Source organism: Flavobacteriales bacterium, from assembly GCA_013001705.1.
In the GTDB taxonomy this organism is placed as follows: domain Bacteria; phylum Bacteroidota; class Bacteroidia; order Flavobacteriales_D; family JABDKJ01; genus JABDLZ01.
On record JABDLZ010000216.1, the window covers coordinates 1 to 18,020 of the forward strand.

18 protein-coding genes are annotated in these 18,020 nt (G+C 47.3%); 15 read left to right on the plus strand and 3 right to left on the minus strand.

Annotated elements, in window-relative coordinates; all coding sequences use genetic code 11:
• From HKN79_08775 to HKN79_08795, 5 genes are all read left to right on the plus strand, one after another.
• A partial coding sequence (locus HKN79_08775) for an undecaprenyl/decaprenyl-phosphate alpha-N-acetylglucosaminyl 1-phosphate transferase (protein ID NNC83658.1) occupies positions 1 to 958 on the plus strand: 958 nt, incomplete at its 5' end.
• Positions 959 to 974: 16 nt separating this feature from the next.
• Complete coding sequence (locus HKN79_08780) at positions 975 to 1,928, plus strand: lytic transglycosylase domain-containing protein (protein ID NNC83659.1); 954 nt, start codon at positions 975 to 977, stop codon at positions 1,926 to 1,928.
• The gene (gene uvrA / locus HKN79_08785; protein ID NNC83660.1) at positions 1,928 to 4,756 is read left to right on the plus strand and encodes an excinuclease ABC subunit UvrA; all 2,829 of its coding nucleotides are present in this window, start codon (positions 1,928 to 1,930) and stop codon (positions 4,754 to 4,756) included. The genes HKN79_08780 and uvrA overlap by 1 nt, the downstream gene beginning before the upstream one ends.
• Positions 4,757 to 4,817: 61 nt before the next feature.
• Positions 4,818 to 5,528 carry a TIGR00730 family Rossman fold protein gene (locus HKN79_08790; GenBank protein NNC83661.1) on the plus strand — a complete coding sequence of 237 codons (711 nt, stop codon included), beginning with the start codon at positions 4,818 to 4,820 and terminating at the stop codon, positions 5,526 to 5,528.
• The gene (locus HKN79_08795; GenBank protein ID NNC83662.1) at positions 5,528 to 5,770 is read left to right on the plus strand and encodes a hypothetical protein; all 243 of its coding nucleotides are present in this window, start codon (positions 5,528 to 5,530) and stop codon (positions 5,768 to 5,770) included. The genes HKN79_08790 and HKN79_08795 overlap by 1 nt, the downstream gene beginning before the upstream one ends.
• 141 nt (positions 5,771 to 5,911) lie before the next feature.
• Here HKN79_08795 and HKN79_08800 read toward each other — a convergent pair whose 3' ends face one another.
• Both HKN79_08800 and HKN79_08805 read right to left on the minus strand, forming a co-directional pair.
• Positions 5,912 to 8,029, minus strand: coding sequence for a hypothetical protein (locus tag HKN79_08800; protein ID NNC83663.1), 2,118 nt, complete (start codon positions 8,027 to 8,029; stop codon positions 5,912 to 5,914).
• A 70-nt stretch (positions 8,030 to 8,099) separates the two neighbouring features.
• Positions 8,100 to 8,816: a hypothetical protein gene (locus tag HKN79_08805; protein NNC83664.1), complete on the minus strand. Its 717-nt coding sequence runs from the start codon at positions 8,814 to 8,816 to the stop codon at positions 8,100 to 8,102.
• 95 nt (positions 8,817 to 8,911) lie between these two features.
• Between HKN79_08805 and trmD the strand changes: the two genes are divergently transcribed.
• The 10 genes from trmD to HKN79_08855 all read left to right on the plus strand — a co-directional run bounded on the left by trmD (position 8,912) and on the right by HKN79_08855 (position 17,310).
• Positions 8,912 to 9,616, plus strand: coding sequence for a tRNA (guanosine(37)-N1)-methyltransferase TrmD (trmD, locus tag HKN79_08810; GenBank protein ID NNC83665.1), 705 nt, complete (start codon positions 8,912 to 8,914; stop codon positions 9,614 to 9,616).
• Positions 9,597 to 9,917, plus strand: a complete 321-nt coding sequence (locus HKN79_08815; protein NNC83666.1) for a YbjQ family protein — start codon at positions 9,597 to 9,599, stop codon at positions 9,915 to 9,917. The genes trmD and HKN79_08815 overlap by 20 nt, the downstream gene beginning before the upstream one ends.
• A 38-nt stretch (positions 9,918 to 9,955) precedes the next feature.
• Positions 9,956 to 10,792 carry a hypothetical protein gene (locus tag HKN79_08820; protein NNC83667.1) on the plus strand — a complete coding sequence of 279 codons (837 nt, stop codon included), beginning with the start codon at positions 9,956 to 9,958 and terminating at the stop codon, positions 10,790 to 10,792.
• Positions 10,793 to 10,922: 130 nt separating this feature from the next.
• Positions 10,923 to 11,699, plus strand: a complete 777-nt coding sequence (locus HKN79_08825) for a mechanosensitive ion channel (GenBank protein NNC83668.1) — start codon at positions 10,923 to 10,925, stop codon at positions 11,697 to 11,699.
• Positions 11,696 to 12,145, plus strand: a complete 450-nt coding sequence (locus HKN79_08830) for a phosphoheptose isomerase (GenBank protein ID NNC83669.1) — start codon at positions 11,696 to 11,698, stop codon at positions 12,143 to 12,145. The genes HKN79_08825 and HKN79_08830 overlap by 4 nt, the downstream gene beginning before the upstream one ends.
• A gap of 50 nt (positions 12,146 to 12,195) precedes the next feature.
• On the plus strand, positions 12,196 to 14,145 hold the full coding sequence (gene thrS / locus HKN79_08835) for a threonine--tRNA ligase (GenBank protein NNC83670.1): 1,950 nt from the start codon (positions 12,196 to 12,198) through the stop codon (positions 14,143 to 14,145).
• Positions 14,146 to 14,180: 35 nt separating this feature from the next.
• Entirely contained in the window at positions 14,181 to 14,732 is a 552-nt protein-coding gene (locus HKN79_08840; protein ID NNC83671.1) for a translation initiation factor IF-3, read from the plus strand.
• A gap of 18 nt (positions 14,733 to 14,750) precedes the next feature.
• Positions 14,751 to 14,945 carry a 50S ribosomal protein L35 gene (gene rpmI, locus HKN79_08845; GenBank protein NNC83672.1) on the plus strand — a complete coding sequence of 65 codons (195 nt, stop codon included), beginning with the start codon at positions 14,751 to 14,753 and terminating at the stop codon, positions 14,943 to 14,945.
• A 93-nt stretch (positions 14,946 to 15,038) separates the two neighbouring features.
• A complete protein-coding gene (gene rplT / locus HKN79_08850) occupies positions 15,039 to 15,383 on the plus strand; it encodes a 50S ribosomal protein L20 (GenBank protein ID NNC83673.1) in 345 nt (114 codons plus the stop codon).
• A 76-nt stretch (positions 15,384 to 15,459) separates the two neighbouring features.
• Complete coding sequence (locus tag HKN79_08855; protein ID NNC83674.1) at positions 15,460 to 17,310, plus strand: hypothetical protein; 1,851 nt, start codon at positions 15,460 to 15,462, stop codon at positions 17,308 to 17,310.
• Here HKN79_08855 and HKN79_08860 read toward each other — a convergent pair.
• Positions 17,282 to 18,020, minus strand: a 739-nt coding sequence (locus HKN79_08860) for a tetratricopeptide repeat protein (GenBank protein NNC83675.1), incomplete at its 5' end; no start/stop codon positions are given. The two genes, HKN79_08855 and HKN79_08860, sit on opposite strands and share 29 nt — an antisense overlap.

Below are 18,020 nucleotides of genomic sequence, written 5' to 3' on the forward strand. Positions count from 1 at the left end.
GGATACGGTCGTGCGATGGGCGAGCACTTCCAAACCCGCTTTGGGCGGAATTGTCTTCTACCTCATTTTCTTGATCTCCGTCTTGGTCCAGTCCATACTCTTCGATGAAGGTGATATGCAGCAGGAACTCATGTCATTCGGGGCATTGGCTGCAGCATCACTGGCATTCATCATGGGATTGGCTGACGATGCCTATAACACCCGCCCCTTCTTGAAATTCGTGGTCCAACTCATCTGCGGGTGGATTCTGATTGCAACGGGTACCTACATCGAACTTTTCGAGACCACGTATCTCAATTACCTCATCACCTTGATCTGGGTGGTGGGCATTATGAACAGCATCAACATGTTAGACAATATGGACGGTATTACCACGGTGACTTCCATGTTCATTTTCCTTATCGCTATGGTCTACATGGCCATCCATGGAAGATTTGCAAGTGCTGATTTCATTGTCATGTTGGGGCTGAACGCCACTTTGTTCGCCTTCTTATTCTTCAATTGGAATCCCTCCAAGATGTACATGGGAGACACCGGAAGCCAATTCTTGGGAATCCTACTTGCCATAGTGGGGATACGCTACTTCTGGAACTCCACTATGTTGGATGGGGACCACAGTCAGTGGCAACAGGCCTTCACGCTCCTGATAGGCTTTCTATTGCCTATCGTAGATACCACTATCGTCTCGATCAATCGCATCCTTCGAGGACAATCACCCTTTATCGGGGGTAAGGACCACACGACACACAACCTGAGCTATTTGGGGTTGAGCGATAGCCAAGTGGCCTTGACATTCTCTGGAATATCGGTACTCAATCTGATCATCTGCTACATAATATTCCGTTTCATGGATACATGGAATTTGAATACCGGTCTGATCCTTTCGATCTATCCTCTTTCTATCTTCGTGGCCTTCTATGTGCTCTGCCGCAGACAGAGACATATTTACACGAACTGAAAATCCTTTTCAAAGCATGTCATTGCGCAATGTGTTGACCATTGTGTTCCTCCTTGTATGTGGAACAGGTCTCTTTTTCATCTTCAATTCATCCGTCTCAGAGGGCAAGGTCGATGCAGATAAGCAGTATCGCAATTACTTCAATGAACACTACAAGATATTTGCTGTCGACATACCGGACACATTCAGTTTTGCAGGTGAAAAGATGCCCCTACATGTGCATGATGTAAAGGAGCGATGGGACAGAGAACTGATGGTCAATACCTACTGGCAATCACAGTCCTTGCTCATGTTCAAACGTGCCAATCGATGGTTTCCGGTGATCGAACCCATACTGGCAGAAGAAGGGGTACCAGATGATTTCAAATATCTCTCGGTAGCAGAGAGTGGCTTGAGCAATGTGGTCTCACCGGCCAAAGCGGTTGGTTTCTGGCAGTTCTTGAAAGGCACTGCTCAAGAGTATGACCTGGAGGTCAGAGAAGGAGTCGATGAACGTTACAATGTGGAACTGGCCACACGTGCAGCCTGTGCTTATCTCAAAGAATGCAAAGAGAAGTATGGTTCATGGACTATGGCTGCCGCTGCATACAATTTCGGCCAACGAAATCTGGACAAACAACTGTCCAGACAAGAGGTCGACAATTACTACGACCTTCTGCTCAACGAAGAGACAGCCCGTTACATCTTCAGGGTGTCTGCCTATAAAGAGATCCTCTCTCATCCTGCCAAGTATGGATTCCACTTCAGGCCCAATGACCTTTATCGTCCATACCGCACTGAGACCGTCAAAGTGGATACCAGCATTACAGATATGGCAGCCTTTGCACGATCATTCGGCATCAACTATAAGAATCTCAAGATCCTCAATCCTTGGCTTAGGGACAATGTGCTCAGTAATCCAAGAGGAAAGGAATATCTCATCAAGATTCCCAGCGAGAATGAAGATGGATTCAGAAATGCGGAAGATTGATGGCCCACAAGCATGAGGTGATCGAACCGGAATACATCGAGGTCATCGGTGCTCGGGAGAATAACCTCCAGAACATCGATGTGCGCATTCCTCGTGACAAACTGGTGGTCATCACGGGTCTCAGCGGGAGCGGTAAGTCCAGTCTCGCCTTTGACACCCTCTATGCAGAAGGACAGCGTAGATATATCGAGACTTTTTCAGCCTATGCGCGTCAGTTCCTCGGTAATCTAGAGCGTCCCGAAGTCGACCAGATCACCGGATTGAGTCCGGTCATCTCTATCGAGCAGAAGACCATCAGTAGGCATCCGCGATCCACAGTGGGTACGATTACGGAGATCTACGATTTCCTGCGATTGCTCTATGCCCGAGCTTCTACGGCCTATTCATACAATACAGGTGAGAAGATGATCCGCTATACAGAGGATCAGATCACTGAATTGATCATCAAAGAGTACAAAGGAAAGAAGATCGCCTTGCTTTCTCCGTTGGTGAAAGGGAGGAAAGGACACTACCGTGAGCTGTTCGAGCAGATATTGAAATGGGGATTTCTCAGAGCAAGGATCGATGGCGAGATCCACGACCTTACTGACCGATATAAACTGGATAGGTACAAGATCCACGACATAGAGATAGTCATTGACCGACTCATCATGGAGGAGACCGATGAGAACCGTATCAAACAGTCGGTCAAAACCGCTCTGAAATACGGGAAAGGTATATTACAGGTCTTGGATATGGATAGCGAAGAGACCCGTTTCTTCTCCAAATTCCTCATGTGCCCGACTACGGGGATCTCATACTCCAATCCAGAACCCAATCTCTTCTCCTTCAATTCTCCTTATGGTGCATGTAGTAAGTGCAATGGCCTAGGCGAAGTGGCCAAGGTGGATAAAGTCAAAGTTATCCCAGATGCGAGAAAATCGATAAAGGCGGGAGGTATCGAACCCTTGGGCAAATACAAGGACAGCTGGATATTCCGTCAGGTCAAGGCCATACTCGAACAGTATGGATTCAAACTCACTACCGCCATCTCCGACCTGAGTGAAGATGTATTGGACAAGATCCTGTACGGGACCAATGAGAATCTCAAGGTAGAACGTACTGCAGGAGTGCATGACTACTCCATCAGTTTTGAAGGGGTGGTGAATTTCATCGAACGCCAAGCAGAGGATACCAGCAGTCGGACCTTGCATCGATGGGCCAATAGTTTCATGAACAAGGTCCCCTGCCCTACTTGCAACGGTGCAAGGCTGAAGAAAGAAGCACTCTATTTCAAATTGGGTGATAAGAACATCCACGATGTGGTGAGCATGGACATACGCCCCATGCTCCAGTGGTTCGACCAATTGGACAGCCAGCTATCAGAAAAGCAGAAAGTGATCGCCCGGGAGCCTCTCAAGGAGATCATCGCTCGGACCGGATTTCTCGTAGATGTGGGATTGGATTATCTCACCTTACAGCGCAGCGCCAAGACACTTTCGGGTGGAGAAGCCCAGCGCATCAGACTGGCCACACAGATAGGTAGTGAGCTGACCGGTGTGCTCTATATCCTGGATGAACCGAGCATCGGTCTCCATCAACGAGATAACCATAGATTGATCGACTCACTCAAGAAACTACGTGACTCGGGCAATTCGGTCATTGTGGTCGAACACGACAAGGATATCATGCTCGAAGCCGATCATCTCATCGATATCGGGCCAGGTGCAGGAAATAAAGGTGGGCGTATCGTAGGGCAAGGCAATTGGGACGAGTTCAATGGACAATCGATGACCTCGGCCTACTTGACGGGCAAAGAGACCATTCCGATTCCAGACAAGCGTATGAAAGGAAATGGAAAGAAGCTCACTCTCATAGGAGCCTCTGGACATAACCTTCAGGATATCGACCTCTCATTACCTTTGGGATGTTTTGTCTGTGTCACCGGGGTCTCTGGCTCAGGGAAGTCCTCTCTGATCAATCAGACGCTCTATCCCATCCTCAATAACTATTATTTCAAGGGAAACAAAGACCCCCTTCCCTATCAAAAGATAAAAGGACTCGATCACTTGGATAAGGTGATAGAGATCGATCAAGCTCCCATCGGTCGCACTCCCCGCTCAAACCCTGCTACTTACACGGATCTATTCGGTGAGATCCGCAAACTGTTCACCCAGACACCCGAGGCAAAGATCCGAGGGTATAAACCCGGTCGATTCTCTTTCAATACCTCTGGCGGCAGATGCGAGACCTGTAAAGGAGCAGGGAGCCGCACCATCGAGATGAATTTCCTTCCCGATGTACACGTTCAATGCGAGACCTGCAACGGTAGTCGATACAATCGAGAGACCCTGGAGGTCCGCTTCAAAAGCAAGAGTATCGCTGATGTACTGGATATGACGGTCAATGAGGCCTGCGTCTTTTTCAAAGACCATCCACGTATATTCCAGAAACTCATCACTCTGAAGAATGTTGGCCTGGGTTACATACATCTGGGTCAGTCTTCTACCACACTATCTGGTGGTGAAGCGCAACGCATCAAGCTCAGCAAGGAACTGTCAAAGAAGAGCACCGGAAGTACGCTCTATATCCTGGACGAACCTACAACAGGACTGCATTTCGAGGATATCAAACTTCTGCTCAAGGTGCTTCTCGAACTACGCGACCTGGGCAATACCATATTGGTGATAGAACATAATATGGACATTATCAAGATGGCCGATCACATTATCGATATGGGGCCTGAAGGAGGTCGAAATGGTGGAATGATCACCGCTGAAGGTACGCCCGAAGAACTCGCAAAAGAGGCTGAAAGCTACACGGCAGACTATCTTCGACTGGAATTGTGACGCCTTTATCTATAATTTAGCGCATTTGGTAGAGAAATCTACCCTAAACACAGAAACACACATGTCAGAGGACAGAATCGAAAAAGCGTTCAAGCGACAAGGTTGGAGTGACAACGAGATCATGACCAAGGATAGTTGGCAGATCTTCAAGATCATGTCCGAATTTGTTGAAGGATTCGAGCGTATGGGACGGATAGAACCATGTGTGACGATATTCGGATCAGCGCGTACCAAGTCTGATGACCCATATTACCAACAAGCCTCAGATATAGCTGAGCAACTGGTAAAGAATGGGTACGGGATAATCACCGGAGGAGGACCTGGTATCATGGAGGCCGGTAATCGAGGGGCCAAACAAGGAGGTGGGACCTCAGTGGGACTGAACATAGTTCTTCCTTTTGAGCAACACTCCAACCCCTATATCGACCCTGAGCGCATAATAGATTTCGATTACTTCTTTGTTAGAAAAGTCATGTTCATGAAGTATTCACAGGGTTTTGTAGTGATGCCTGGTGGATTTGGAACCATGGACGAACTCTTCGAAGCATTGACCTTGATACAGACCGAGAAGATCGCCAAGTTCCCCATTGTGCTCGTAGGAGTGGATTTCTGGGAACTGGGGGTCGAATGGATCAAAAAGATCTTGAGGGATAAGTATCATACCATCAGTCCTATCGACATGGATCTTTTCTGCTTAACCGATAGTACTGAGGAGGCCGTGGACCACATTGTGAAGTTCTACTCCAAGTACCTTCACAAACCCAACTTCTAATGAGAGTACTGATAATCAGCCTCGCTATTCTTATCTCATCATCTCTTTCAGCTCAAGAAGGTCTTCCCAGACCATTTCAAGAAGCCGATATCAATGGAGATGGATTCATTGCCATCCCTGAAGTACAACGGATGATAGATGGATTCTTCATCGGCACGCATGACCATGGCGTGATGTATATACATACACTCATAGACTTCTTCTTTGAGCAACCCTACAATGCTGAGGTCGAAGCCGAATAAGACATAAGAAGAGCGTATTACCTTTTCGCCTCTTGAAGGAATTATCCAACGAATTATAGAGACCTGGGCTGCATCTTTTTCCCATATCGATGAGTATCGATTGGAATTCATTGCTCTACGGTAAGTGTCGAGGATACTTGCCTACTGCATGTTGTAGGACCACTTGACTCCTTTATCGATCAAGTCGAAAAGCTCATCGTTGCCATCTTTGATCAATCGAGCAAAGCGGATATTGAGAGGCTCTATACGATCATATTCCGCTTCTAGGACGACCACACCGGTGCGATCCATGATTCCTTGCCTATCTGCTTCGGTGAATATGATAAGTTCGGTGTCCTGTATTGGTTTCAGGTCCTGATACTCTATCGGTATCAATTGTTGCCCCAGTGAATTCATCAATCCTGCCTTTCCATCCTCATGAATCACAGAGATGCCTTGTTCAAAAGGAGTCACACGATCGAACATGCCTTCCAGTTTCTCTCCATTCAGCCGTACGAATCCCCATTTATTCTTCTCTCTGAATGTGAGCACGGAATATCCATCATATTCCAAGTCATCATATGTGACAGCAAGAACCTCATTACCCTCTGCATCGATCAATCCCCATTTACCTTCATGATGAACGCGAGCATGACCATTGATGAATCGATAAGGCCTGAGATTTTCAGAAGAAATGGAATATCGAGGTGGAATCAATGTATCACCATTCTCGGAGAGATACCCTAGCATACCATCAGATGAGAAGGCGAGAATACCTTCGCTCGGAGCTCCCAATCTCTCGTAAATGATCGGTATGGTCAGCTTATATCCATGGGAATATAGACCGTGAAGCCCGTCTTTCTTCACCCGAGATAGCTCCCCTTGCCTATCCTCCACCCAATCATATAGAGCAGGTATGGTATATTTTCCAGCGGTATCGATAGCACCATAGAGCCCATCTACGCGTACTACAGCACTGCCATCATTGAAATCCGAGGCAAATTCAAAGGGTCTATTGAATTGAAGTTTCCCTCTCCAGTTCAGGAATCCGGACGTTCCGTTCCGCTCAAATGGTAGATATCCATAACTCGAGTTCCCTAACTCGTCATATTTGAAAGGAATCGCTACATCACCGAATCGGTCGATGGCTCCGAATTTCCCGTTCTTTTCTACGACCGCAAGACCTTCAGAGAAGATATAAGCATCATCATACTCCAATGGAATGATGACTTTCCCATTTTTGTTGATATAGCCACTCTTTCCATTCTTGGTGACTTTGGCCAGACCTTCATGGAAGTCCCCGATCTGATCATATGGTCGTCCATACGCCTGACCATCCACCCCGACCAGCACTCTAGAACTATCCTGTTTCATCACGAATCGCTTTCGGTCGAATAGATCGAGTATCTCCTCCAATTCCGCTTTGTACGGATTGCGGTTCATGGCTTTGATCATCCCAACCACCCGCTTCTTCGAATAATCTTGCAGTATGATCACATTCAATGCCTTCCAAGCATCATCTGTATGCTTATTCTCTGGAAAATCCAGTAGAAAATCCTTGTACGCTTTGAAAGTCCCTATTCTATCTACCCAATTGAAAATCGTATCGAAGGCCTGATCGGTAAATGGATTGGCCGGGAATTCCTTGACGAACTGTTTATATCCTTCCACATTTCCAGAAGACGTCTTGTCCTCAAAGAATCTCAGCGCATAGAGCGAGTCTGCCTGAGCCCTATGTTCTGAACCAGGAAAATCTATGATGAATTGTCTGTAGGATTCAAAGGTATCTGCTGCACGAGCACGCTCAAAGGCCCGTTCATTCCTCATCTCTACCACTTCTGGATATTTGGACGAGAACTTATAATTTGAAAGGAACGTACTGATCTGCTCATCTGTTGGATCCTCCATGAGATCCTCGTAAGCCCGCAATCCGATCCTACGTTTCAGATCCTTGATCGCGTTGCCATCGATCCCGACCTCCTTCAAGCGATCGATGTCTCTTGGAATAGCGAATTGATAGGCGCTATCAGCACTATTGCAGTGTCTCAAAGACAGATCGAGATCATAAAAGGGATTCTGCTTCTCGAAGTGAACCAGGCCTAGCCCGTAGTGGGCTCCTACAGGGTCTTTGAAAAGAATTTTACCGAATTGTTTCTTAGCTCCGTAGTAGTCCTTCTTTTCCAAAGCCTCCATACCTTTTTCCAGCCCACCGGCATACAGTGAAGTGGAAAATAGGAATCCAATGACCAATAAGGCCGGATATGTGTGTTTCAGTGTCAAGAGAATGTAGTCTATCGCACTGGAACTGTATACGATAAAATCGTGTCAGAGTTCCAATTGTGCGGGGCAATCATCGGAGGTCTTCCATGACCATCTGATATTCGTTGTCATCAGCAAAGAATTCGGCTCCCCTATCCAGCATCTCACGCGCCTCACCACGCTTTCCTTCTTGGTAGTATTCTTCTGCATAGGTCATGAGTCCATACTTGATCAAACGCTGTTGTTCATTGGCTAATCGCTCGATATCACCGAAGGTGGCCTCGAAGCTTTCCAAAGCCTCTTGGGTGCCGAGCATATCATTCAATTTCTTGAGCGTATAGGCATACATCAACCAACTGCCCGGACAATCGGGATCGAACTGGGTCATGTACTTGTAATAGCGTTTGGATTTTGAGAAATCCCCATCTTCGAGATAGCCCTCTGCAATCTCCATGCACTCTTCGCGGAGTTCTGAGATATAGTCCTTGTTGTCATAGACATATTGGGATTCCTTGTCTTTCTTTCTCCATTTGGCAGCGTATTTCAGTGCGTCACGGAATGCTTTGGGATAATCCTCCGCCATCTCCTCGTTTCTGGATATCTCGAAGTTGCCCATCGATATGAATAGATAGGGCATAGGCTCTTTCTTGGTATTATCGTTATCCGTCAACCGCTCGGCCTTTTTGATGAGTTTCTCATAGTCCTCATCGATGTAGAGCACCCAAAGGTCTTCGTACTCTTTCTCTTGAGCAGAGATCGAGGGTGAGACGTAGAGGAAAGCCAAAAGGAAAATTGTCAATAATCGCATGGTATTTCGTTTGTTCGCTAGCAAGGATATCAAATTCGATGCCTAAATTCATCGATCGTCTATAGGGGCTGAAGTTAACCTTTGATTTCTGATACGTGAGAATAGACATCATCACCATTTTCCCCGACCTTTTACACGGTCCTTTTCAAGAAAGCATTATCAAACGTGCTCATCAAAAAGGCTTGGCCGAGATCCACATCCATGACCTGAGAGCATTCAGTCAGGACAAACACCGTAGAGTGGATGACTATCCCTATGGAGGAGGAGCAGGCATGGTCATGACCATCGACCCGATCTACCGATGTATCCAATCGCTCCGATCGGAACGGGACTATGATGAAGTCATCTTCATGACGCCTGACGGGATCACATTGGACCAATCGTTGTGCAATACGCTATCCACACGTCAAAATCTCATCATCCTTTGCGGTCACTATAAAGGCATCGACCAGCGCATTCGCGATCATCTCATCACGATGGAGATATCCATTGGTGATTATGTCCTATCAGGAGGAGAACTAGCTGCAGCTGTGCTGTGCGATTCTGTTATCCGCCTGATACCAGGGGTCTTGGGAGATGAGACATCAGCTCTGAGCGATTCTTTTCAGGATGGGCTGTTGGCCCCTCCGGTCTACACCCGCCCTGAGAATTATGAAGGATGGGTCGTTCCAGAAGTACTACTCTCAGGGCATGAAGCGAGAATAGAGGAATGGAGGCATGAAAAGGCTGTGGAGCGGACCACCAATCGAAGACCGGACCTGATTGAAAATCTAAAGAACGATGATCATAGTCAACACTGAGACCATTGCAGGACATAAGATAGCGCAGACGCTCGGAATTGCACGTGGAAGCACCGTACGTACACGTAACATCGGTAGGGATTTCTTTGCCGGTCTGAAGAATATTGTAGGTGGCGAGATCGAAGAATACACCAAACTTCAAGCCCATTCCCGGGAACAGGCAATTCAGCGTATGATTTCCGATGCAGAGAAGATGGGAGCAGATGCCATTGTAAATGTCCGATTCTCTACCGCAACCGTGATGCAAGGTGCGGCTGAGATCCTCGCCTATGGAACTGCGGTGAAACTGAGGACATCCTGACCCTCTACCCTGTCCTAAAGAGTTTACTTTGCCGGTAGATGCGATCACCAGCGATCTTTTTCCATATCGGTCTAGGCAAAACAGGGACCACCTTCTTACAGTATAGGGCCTTTCCCAAGTTCAAAGGGATAGAATACATCCAGCGCACCCGCTATGCCCGGGCCAAAGAGATCATCAACGCATCATCTGCTCAGAAATTCTTCATCTCCTACGAATGCGACCAACAACTGGAACGGGTGGCGAAAGACTGGGCGAAGGACTATCCTCAGACTACGCCTATCATCGTTTTCAGAAGACATGATTCCTGGATCGCCTCTCAATTCAGGAGGTTTGTGAAGAACTGCCACGTCAGGCGATTTGACGAACTACTCGTTCCGGGAACGGATCAAGGCCTATTCAATGACCAAGACCTACAATACGGTGCAATGGTCCGAATGTTGGACCATCTCTTCGACAAAAAACCGATCGTATTGCTCTATGATGATCTGAGAAGAGACCCAGAGAAGTTCATCTCATTTCTAGCAGAATCCATGCAATGCACGATAGATATCGATGAGGTGGATTTTTCTCGAAAACACTCCTCCTATTCTGAGAAGCAATTGAAAGGACTGATGGCCACACAGCGCTATATCGATCTTCGTAAAAAGGTGGTATTAAAGAACAAGGTACTCGAGTTCTTTCGAAAAACAGCAGTCAACGGAACCCGATATCTGATCCTGTTCCTCGCTGGGCTGATGCCTGATTCATGGTTCACTGATGGTCCATTGGTCAAGGAGGAAGTCCTCCAAGCTGTCAGAGATCATTACCAAAAAGACTGGGAACACATCCTCTCCATTGCTCAAAGAGTTGATAATCCTGTTCTGATTGATCCTTAACTGTTTTCTTTGTAGCCGTTTTCGAAGAAATCAGTCGACCATGCCCTTGCAGAATTCTACCCCACAGTCTGATAATCAAGCCAGTGAACCAGCCTCTCAGAGCGACTGGGATTGGTTGGACTTCGACCTGATGGATGTGGCCGTTACCTATGGATTGCCATTGGCCAAAGCCTTGGCTGTCCTACTCATCGGACTTTGGATCATCAAGTTGATGACCAAGGTGATGAGAAGGTATATGTCTCGTAGTAAGCTGGATGATTCATTGCGATCATTCCTGATCAGCATCGTCAGTAATCTTCTCAAAGTACTACTCCTGATTTCAGTGCTCGGGATGCTCGGTGTGGAAATGACCTCATTCATCGCACTGCTCGGTGCGGCCGGCTTGGCTATAGGAATGGCTCTGAGCGGTACCCTACAGAACTTTGCTGGGGGTGTCATGCTGCTGATCTTCAAGCCTTTCACAGTGGGTGATCTGATCACTGCTCAAGGGCATACCGGGACGGTCAAGGAGATCCAGGTCTTTGTGACCATCCTTCTCTCACCGGATAATAAGACCATCCTTATCCCTAACGGTCCGCTTTCCAATGAGGACATCATCAATTTCACCAAGGAAGGATTGATAAGGGTCGATCTGACGATAGGAATCGGTTACGGAGAGGATATCAAACAGGCCCGTAAGGCCCTGATGGCCGTAATGGAGGCCCATGAATTGGTCCTCCGAGAGCCTGCACCCTTTGTAGGAGTCTCAGAATTGGGAGACAGCTCGGTCAATCTGGCCGTTAGACCTTATTGCAGACCAGAACATTATTGGGCTGTCTATTTCGACATCTATGAGCAAGGGAAAGAAGCCCTGGATGCTGCCGGAATAGAGATCCCTTTTCCACAATTGGATATACATCAGAAATGAACGAAGAGAAAAAGAACCCCGCACTGCGACCGATCATCGATGAGAAAGGGCGGAACGAAAGCCCCATGCTACCTGAGGAGATCAAGAATTTCCTTATAGATATCGATGGCACCATCACCGATGACATACCCAATGAAGAACCCGAACGCATGGTCACTTGTGAGCCCTATGAAGATGCGCTGGAGACATTGAATCGCTGGTATGATCAAGGACACATCATCACATTCTTCACTTCTCGAACCGAGGAGCACCGGGAGATCACGGAAGAGTGGTTGGACAGGCACGGCTTCAAATATCATGGCCTCCTCGTAGGCAAACCGCGCGGAGGAAACTATCACTGGGTAGATAATCATATGGTGCGCGCTACCCGTTTCACAGGGAATTTCACTGACTTGATCGTCAAAAGCAAAAAGATCGAAGTATTCGATAACGGTGACGAAGAGTAAACTCACCATTGAGCCTTGACGTCATCGAACGCTAATTGAAAACACATCTTATGATAGAGATCACACTTCCAGACGGATCCGTCCGACAGGTAGAATCAGGAACTACCCCCATGGACATCGCCCTGTCTATCAGCGAAGGGTTGGCGCGCAATGTTCTGGCCGCCAAGGTAGATGATGAAGTGGTGGATGCAGACAGCGCGATGGCAGCAGATGCAAGACTCCATCTCCTGACCTGGAATGATCTCGAAGGTAAAAGCACCTTTTGGCATTCTTCGGCACACCTGATGGCCGAGGCTATTCAGTCCTTTTATCCAAAGGCCAAGTTTGCCATCGGCCCGCCTATCGAGACCGGCTTCTACTACGATATCGATTTCAGGGATGAGACCCTTACTGAAGCCGACCTATCCAAGATCGAGAATAAAATGCTCGAACTCGCTCGACAGAAGAACTCCTATGAACGAAAAGAAGTCTCGAAGAGCGATGCTATAAAGTTCTATCAAGAGCAGGACAATCCATACAAACTCGAGCTGATCGAGGACCTCGAGGACGGAGAGATCACATTTTATACCCAAGGAGAATTCACCGACCTCTGCCGCGGACCACACATCCCCGATACCGGACGAATCAAGGCTATCAAACTCCTCAATATAGCTGGTGCTTATTGGAGAGGAGATGAGAAGAATAAGCAGATCACCCGGGTATATGGCGCCACCTTTCCAAAGAAAAGTGAACTCACAGAATATCTCCATCGACTGGAGGAAGCCAAAAAACGAGACCACCGAAAACTGGGGAAAGAACTGGGACTATTCACCTTTTCAGAGAATGTAGGTCAAGGCCTTCCTCTCTGGCTCCCAAAAGGCACTGCTCTCAGAGAGCGCTTGACAGACTTCTTGAAAAGAGCCCAGGACAAGATGGGCTATCAACAAGTGATCTCACCTCATATCGGGAACAAGAAGCTCTATATCACGTCCGGTCACTATGAGAAATATGGTGAGGATTCATTCCAGCCTATCAAGACACCCGTACAGGATGAGGAATTCTTCTTGAAGCCGATGAACTGTCCGCACCATTGTGAGATATTCAAGTCCGAGCCTCATTCATACAGGGACCTACCTGTGAGATTGGCAGAATTCGGAACGGTATATAGATATGAGCAGAGTGGTGAACTACACGGTCTGACCCGTGTACGAGGCTTCACGCAAGACGATGCCCACATCTTCTGCACCCGGGATCAGGTCAAAGATGAATTCAAGATGGTCATCGACCTGGTAATGATGGTGCTCGGAGCTCTGGATTTCACAGAATATACAGCGCAGATCTCACTGCGTGACAAGGAGGATAGAAGCAAGTACATAGGCAGCGATGAGAACTGGGAAATGGCAGAACAGGCCATCATAGAGGCCGCAGAAGAAAAAGGACTGGACACAGTGGTGGAGTATGGCGAAGCCGCTTTCTATGGACCCAAATTGGATTTCATGATCAAAGATGCCATCGGACGGAAGTGGCAGTTAGGTACGATCCAGGTAGACTATAACCTCCCTGAGAGATTCGAGCTCGAATACCGAGGTAGTGACAATGAGATGCACCGCCCAGTGATGATACATAGAGCACCATTCGGGAGCATGGAACGATTCGTGGCTGTTCTCACTGAACATTGCGCTGGAGAGTTCCCACTCTGGCTGAACCCGGAACAGGTCACCATTCTCACCATTTCGGAGAAATACAACGACCATGCTTTAGCACTTTCACGTGAACTGAATAATTGCGATATTCGCGCCTCCGTTGACGAACGGAACGAAAAAGTGGGCAAGAAGATCCGTGAAGCTGAACTGAGAAAAGTGCCTTACATGCTGATCGTAGGTGAAAAAGAAGCCGCAGATGGCACGGTAAGTGTACGCAGACACGGTGAAGGCGACAAAGGAACTTTGTCCGTTGAAGATTTTAAATCCCTGATACACAATGAGGTCGAAAAGAAACTCGAAGAGTTCACGACCCAGTGATCAAGGATGAAGTAGAACAATTAAAAGGCAATACAATAGCAATACGAAGAAGAAGATCACGAGGATCCTACGTTAAACGAGAAGACCCTCATAAGATCAACGATAAGATCACCGCTCCCAAAGTAAGAGTGGTCGGAGAAGGAGTCGAAGCACAGGTAGTCCCTATTCAGCGCGCACTTGAGATTGCGACAGAGAAGGAACTCGACCTGGTGGAGATCTCCCCTAAGGCCGACCCTCCGGTATGCAAGATCATGGATTATCGTAAGTTCCTTTACGAACAGAAAAAGAAAGAAAAGGAACTGAAGGCCAAGCAGTCCAAGATCGTTCTGAAAGAGATACGATTCGGACCGAATACGGATGACCATGATTTCGATTTCAAACTGAAGCATGCCAAGAAATTCCTCAGTGATGGAGCTAAGGTCAAGGCCTACGTCTTCTTCAGAGGACGATCTATCGTTTACAAAGACCGAGGAGAGATCCTGCTATTGAGATTTGCAACAGAACTGGAAGAGCACGGAGTTGTCGAACAGATGCCCAAGCTCGAAGGTAAACGGATGATCATGTTGATCAATCCGAAGAAGAAGTAGAACATAAACAATAAGGCGATGCCAAAGATGAAGACCGTTGCCAGTGCCAAGAAGCGATTCAAGGTCACGGGAAGCGGAAAACTCAAAAGAAAGAAGGCCTTCCATAGTCACATCCTGACTAAGAAGTCCAAGAAACGCAAGCGCAACCTCACCAAATGGGACGATGTCCATCCAGCGGATACACCGAATGTGAAGCTGATGCTTTGCAAGTAATTTTTAATAACAGGTAATCATTTGAACCAGGTGTACAGCCAGCTTTGCGAGAAGAGTCAATTAGACCGCTGTGAACCAAAAATTTGATACATCATGCCAAGAGCGGTAAACAGAGTAGCCTCAAGGGCTCGTAGAAAAAAGATCCTCAAACAGGCCAAGGGCTATTTTGGGAGAAGAAAGAATGTATACACCGTAGCAAAGAATGCGGTGGAAAAAGGGCTGACCTATGCGTACAGCGGAAGGAAGCAGAAGAAACGCAACTTCAGAGCCCTATGGATCCAGCGAATCAACGCGGGAGCACGTCAACATGGAATGAGCTACTCCCAATTCATGGGCGGACTCAAAAAGTCTGATGTCCAGTTGAACAGAAAAGTATTGGCCGATCTGGCCATGAATCACCCTGAGGCGTTCAAAGCTGTGGTCGAAAAGGCCAAGTGAACCTCCTCATGACATTGTGGTAATCAGAAGAAGGGAATCATTTTTGATTCCCTTTTTTTCATACAGAATACTTAAGATGAATAGAATCCAGATCCTCACCTATTGCTTGATCTTTTGGGCAATGGCTGCACACTCCCAGATCCTACCACCCGCTACGAAGTGGATACACACAGATACAATCCTTGACGAGCGAGTACTATTGGACAGAAGTGCCCTTCTCATCCTTGATCTGGACTTGCAGTCCTCCACACTCTACCCTATCATTGAAGAACTCAAGACAATGAACAAGGAGTTTCCATGGCTCAATATCATCGGAAGGCATCAGAGTAAGGGATGGACAGTCGAGGAACTGAAGGATTGGAGCCGCTTACAAGCTTTCGAATTTCCATTGGCAATTGTCGAGACCTCCGCATCAGACCGTACTGGAACCCTCAGTCTGTATGACCCAAGTGGTGAAGCACGCTTGAATAGCAAGAGATATTCTCCTAGCACGATGGAGGACATTCGTGCTGCTCTACAGGACATTGCATCTGAGCATGGCCGACCCGGTAAGGTACTCAGCCCTTCCTCTCTATACTCAGAGAAACCGGTGCTTGAAGAATACGGTCTTTTGGACCGACCACATGGTATAGCGTGGGACAATGTCTATGACAGGTTTTTCATCAGTGATACGGGTAATGACCGTATCGTTGTCATCAAAGACGATGGTGAAGTATTCATGACTGTTGGTTCTGGGGGCAAAGGAGATGCCTTAGGCAGTTTCGATAAGGCGGAGTTCGATCATCCATTGGGTATCGCGGTATTGAGAGATTCCAGTCAGTGTTTCGTTGCAGATCATGGCAATGCCCGAGTGGTCATTGTAGACATAAACCGAATGAGGACCCGAGAATTCAAAGTCAAGGATGAATCGGGCTTCAGACTGGATTTCCCATCAGCTCCCTCTGACTTGACCATCAATGATCAAATCCTCAGTGTGACATTGCCTGCCAGTCAGCGTGTTTGGACAGTGGATATACGAACCGGGCTACTTCTTCAGGAGTACGGCATAGGCTCCGGTGACTCATTCGCTCATAAGAAACGTAAAAAGACGGTGATCGGTGAACCGCAGGCTTCTATCTATAGTGAAGGGTATCAGATAATCTACGATGGTGAATCGGATGACCTGCTCTCCATGGACCTCAAAAAAGTGCGCCTTCTCTCAACAAAAGATCCCGACAGAGCTGCAAAGTTCAAGTCCGGTGTAGACTCCACACTTCAATTCCCACAAGTGATACGAGAACATGATGACGCCTACTATGTCGTTGATGCCTATGCACCCCATGTTTTCGAATTCGATACCTATTCCGGAGAGATCTTCCCTGTGCATTGGATGAAGGATACTACTTCAGTAGGATATATCACGGATGTATGCTGGGATCAGGATGCGATGTACTTGCTCGATAAGAAGAACGGAATCATTCATCGTTCTGAAAATGGAGTACACTCTCATATTGTACTCAGCAAACTCACCCGACTGGCATCAGGACCCTTCCGAACAGATGACCTCATAATGATAGAGCCGATACAATTGCACCCTGACGAGCAGACCCATCTCGAGATCGAGTTCATCCTGCCAGAAGGGTTTGTCTTCCATCCTTCGGAAAGGAGTGACATCTTCCCCTCAGCAGGTGCAGAACTCTATCTGGAAGATAACGGCCTGGCTGATGGGAGCATCTCGCTCTACCTCCTACCCGACTATACAAGGAATCAAGCAAATCTGATGGGAGTGATCTTCCTTCAGAAGTCCCTCGAACCATGGAATCAATATAGAAGGACTATACAGATCTCTATTCCCGTAAGAAAATCGGAAGAGCAGGTCGAGAAAGAGAACTATTTCCTCATCGATCTGCTCGAGGATTTCAGTACAAGCGATTCAGCCCCTCGATAGCGGGATCGAAATTCGGTTTGATCTCCAGGGCTTTCTTGAAATCGGCTTCTGCCTGTTCGCGTCTTCCTAGTTCTTCGAGACATACAGCCCTATTGCTGTATGCTTGATAGTATGAGGGATTGTATCGTATCGCTTCTGTGAACGCATCGATAGCCTCTTCTGGCCGTGAGAGTAATCCCATGAGCACATAGCCCTTATTGTAATAGGCCGCTGATGATTCTGGGTGTATCTCCAGCATCTCGTTGTAGGCATCGAGCGCTTTTTCAGCCATGAGATTGTCTTGGTAGAAATATCCTCTATTATATAGTACTTCCAAGTTATCCGGATCTATTCCGAGAGCGGTCTCATAGTATTGGATCGCTAGACTATCCCCTTCTTCTGCATAGAGCATCCCCAAGAGATTGAAGGCCTCCACATTGTCCGGATCCAATTCTGTGACCGTTTGAAATGAAGACTTGGCAAGCTCGGAGTTACGCTGTTCTCTATAGACCAGCCCTTTCAAGAAGTACGCTTTTGGCAATTGCTCATCCACTCTTAGTGCTTCATTGACCATGCGCATGGTTCGATCATGATTCGTCAAGACGAAATAGACTTCAGCCAATTGAAGTAGAGCACTTGTATTATTCGGATCCAACTCGATAGCCTCTTCCAAAGCATACTTCGCCTCGCCCATCTGACCGGTCGCATAGTATAAGGACCCGATCAGATAG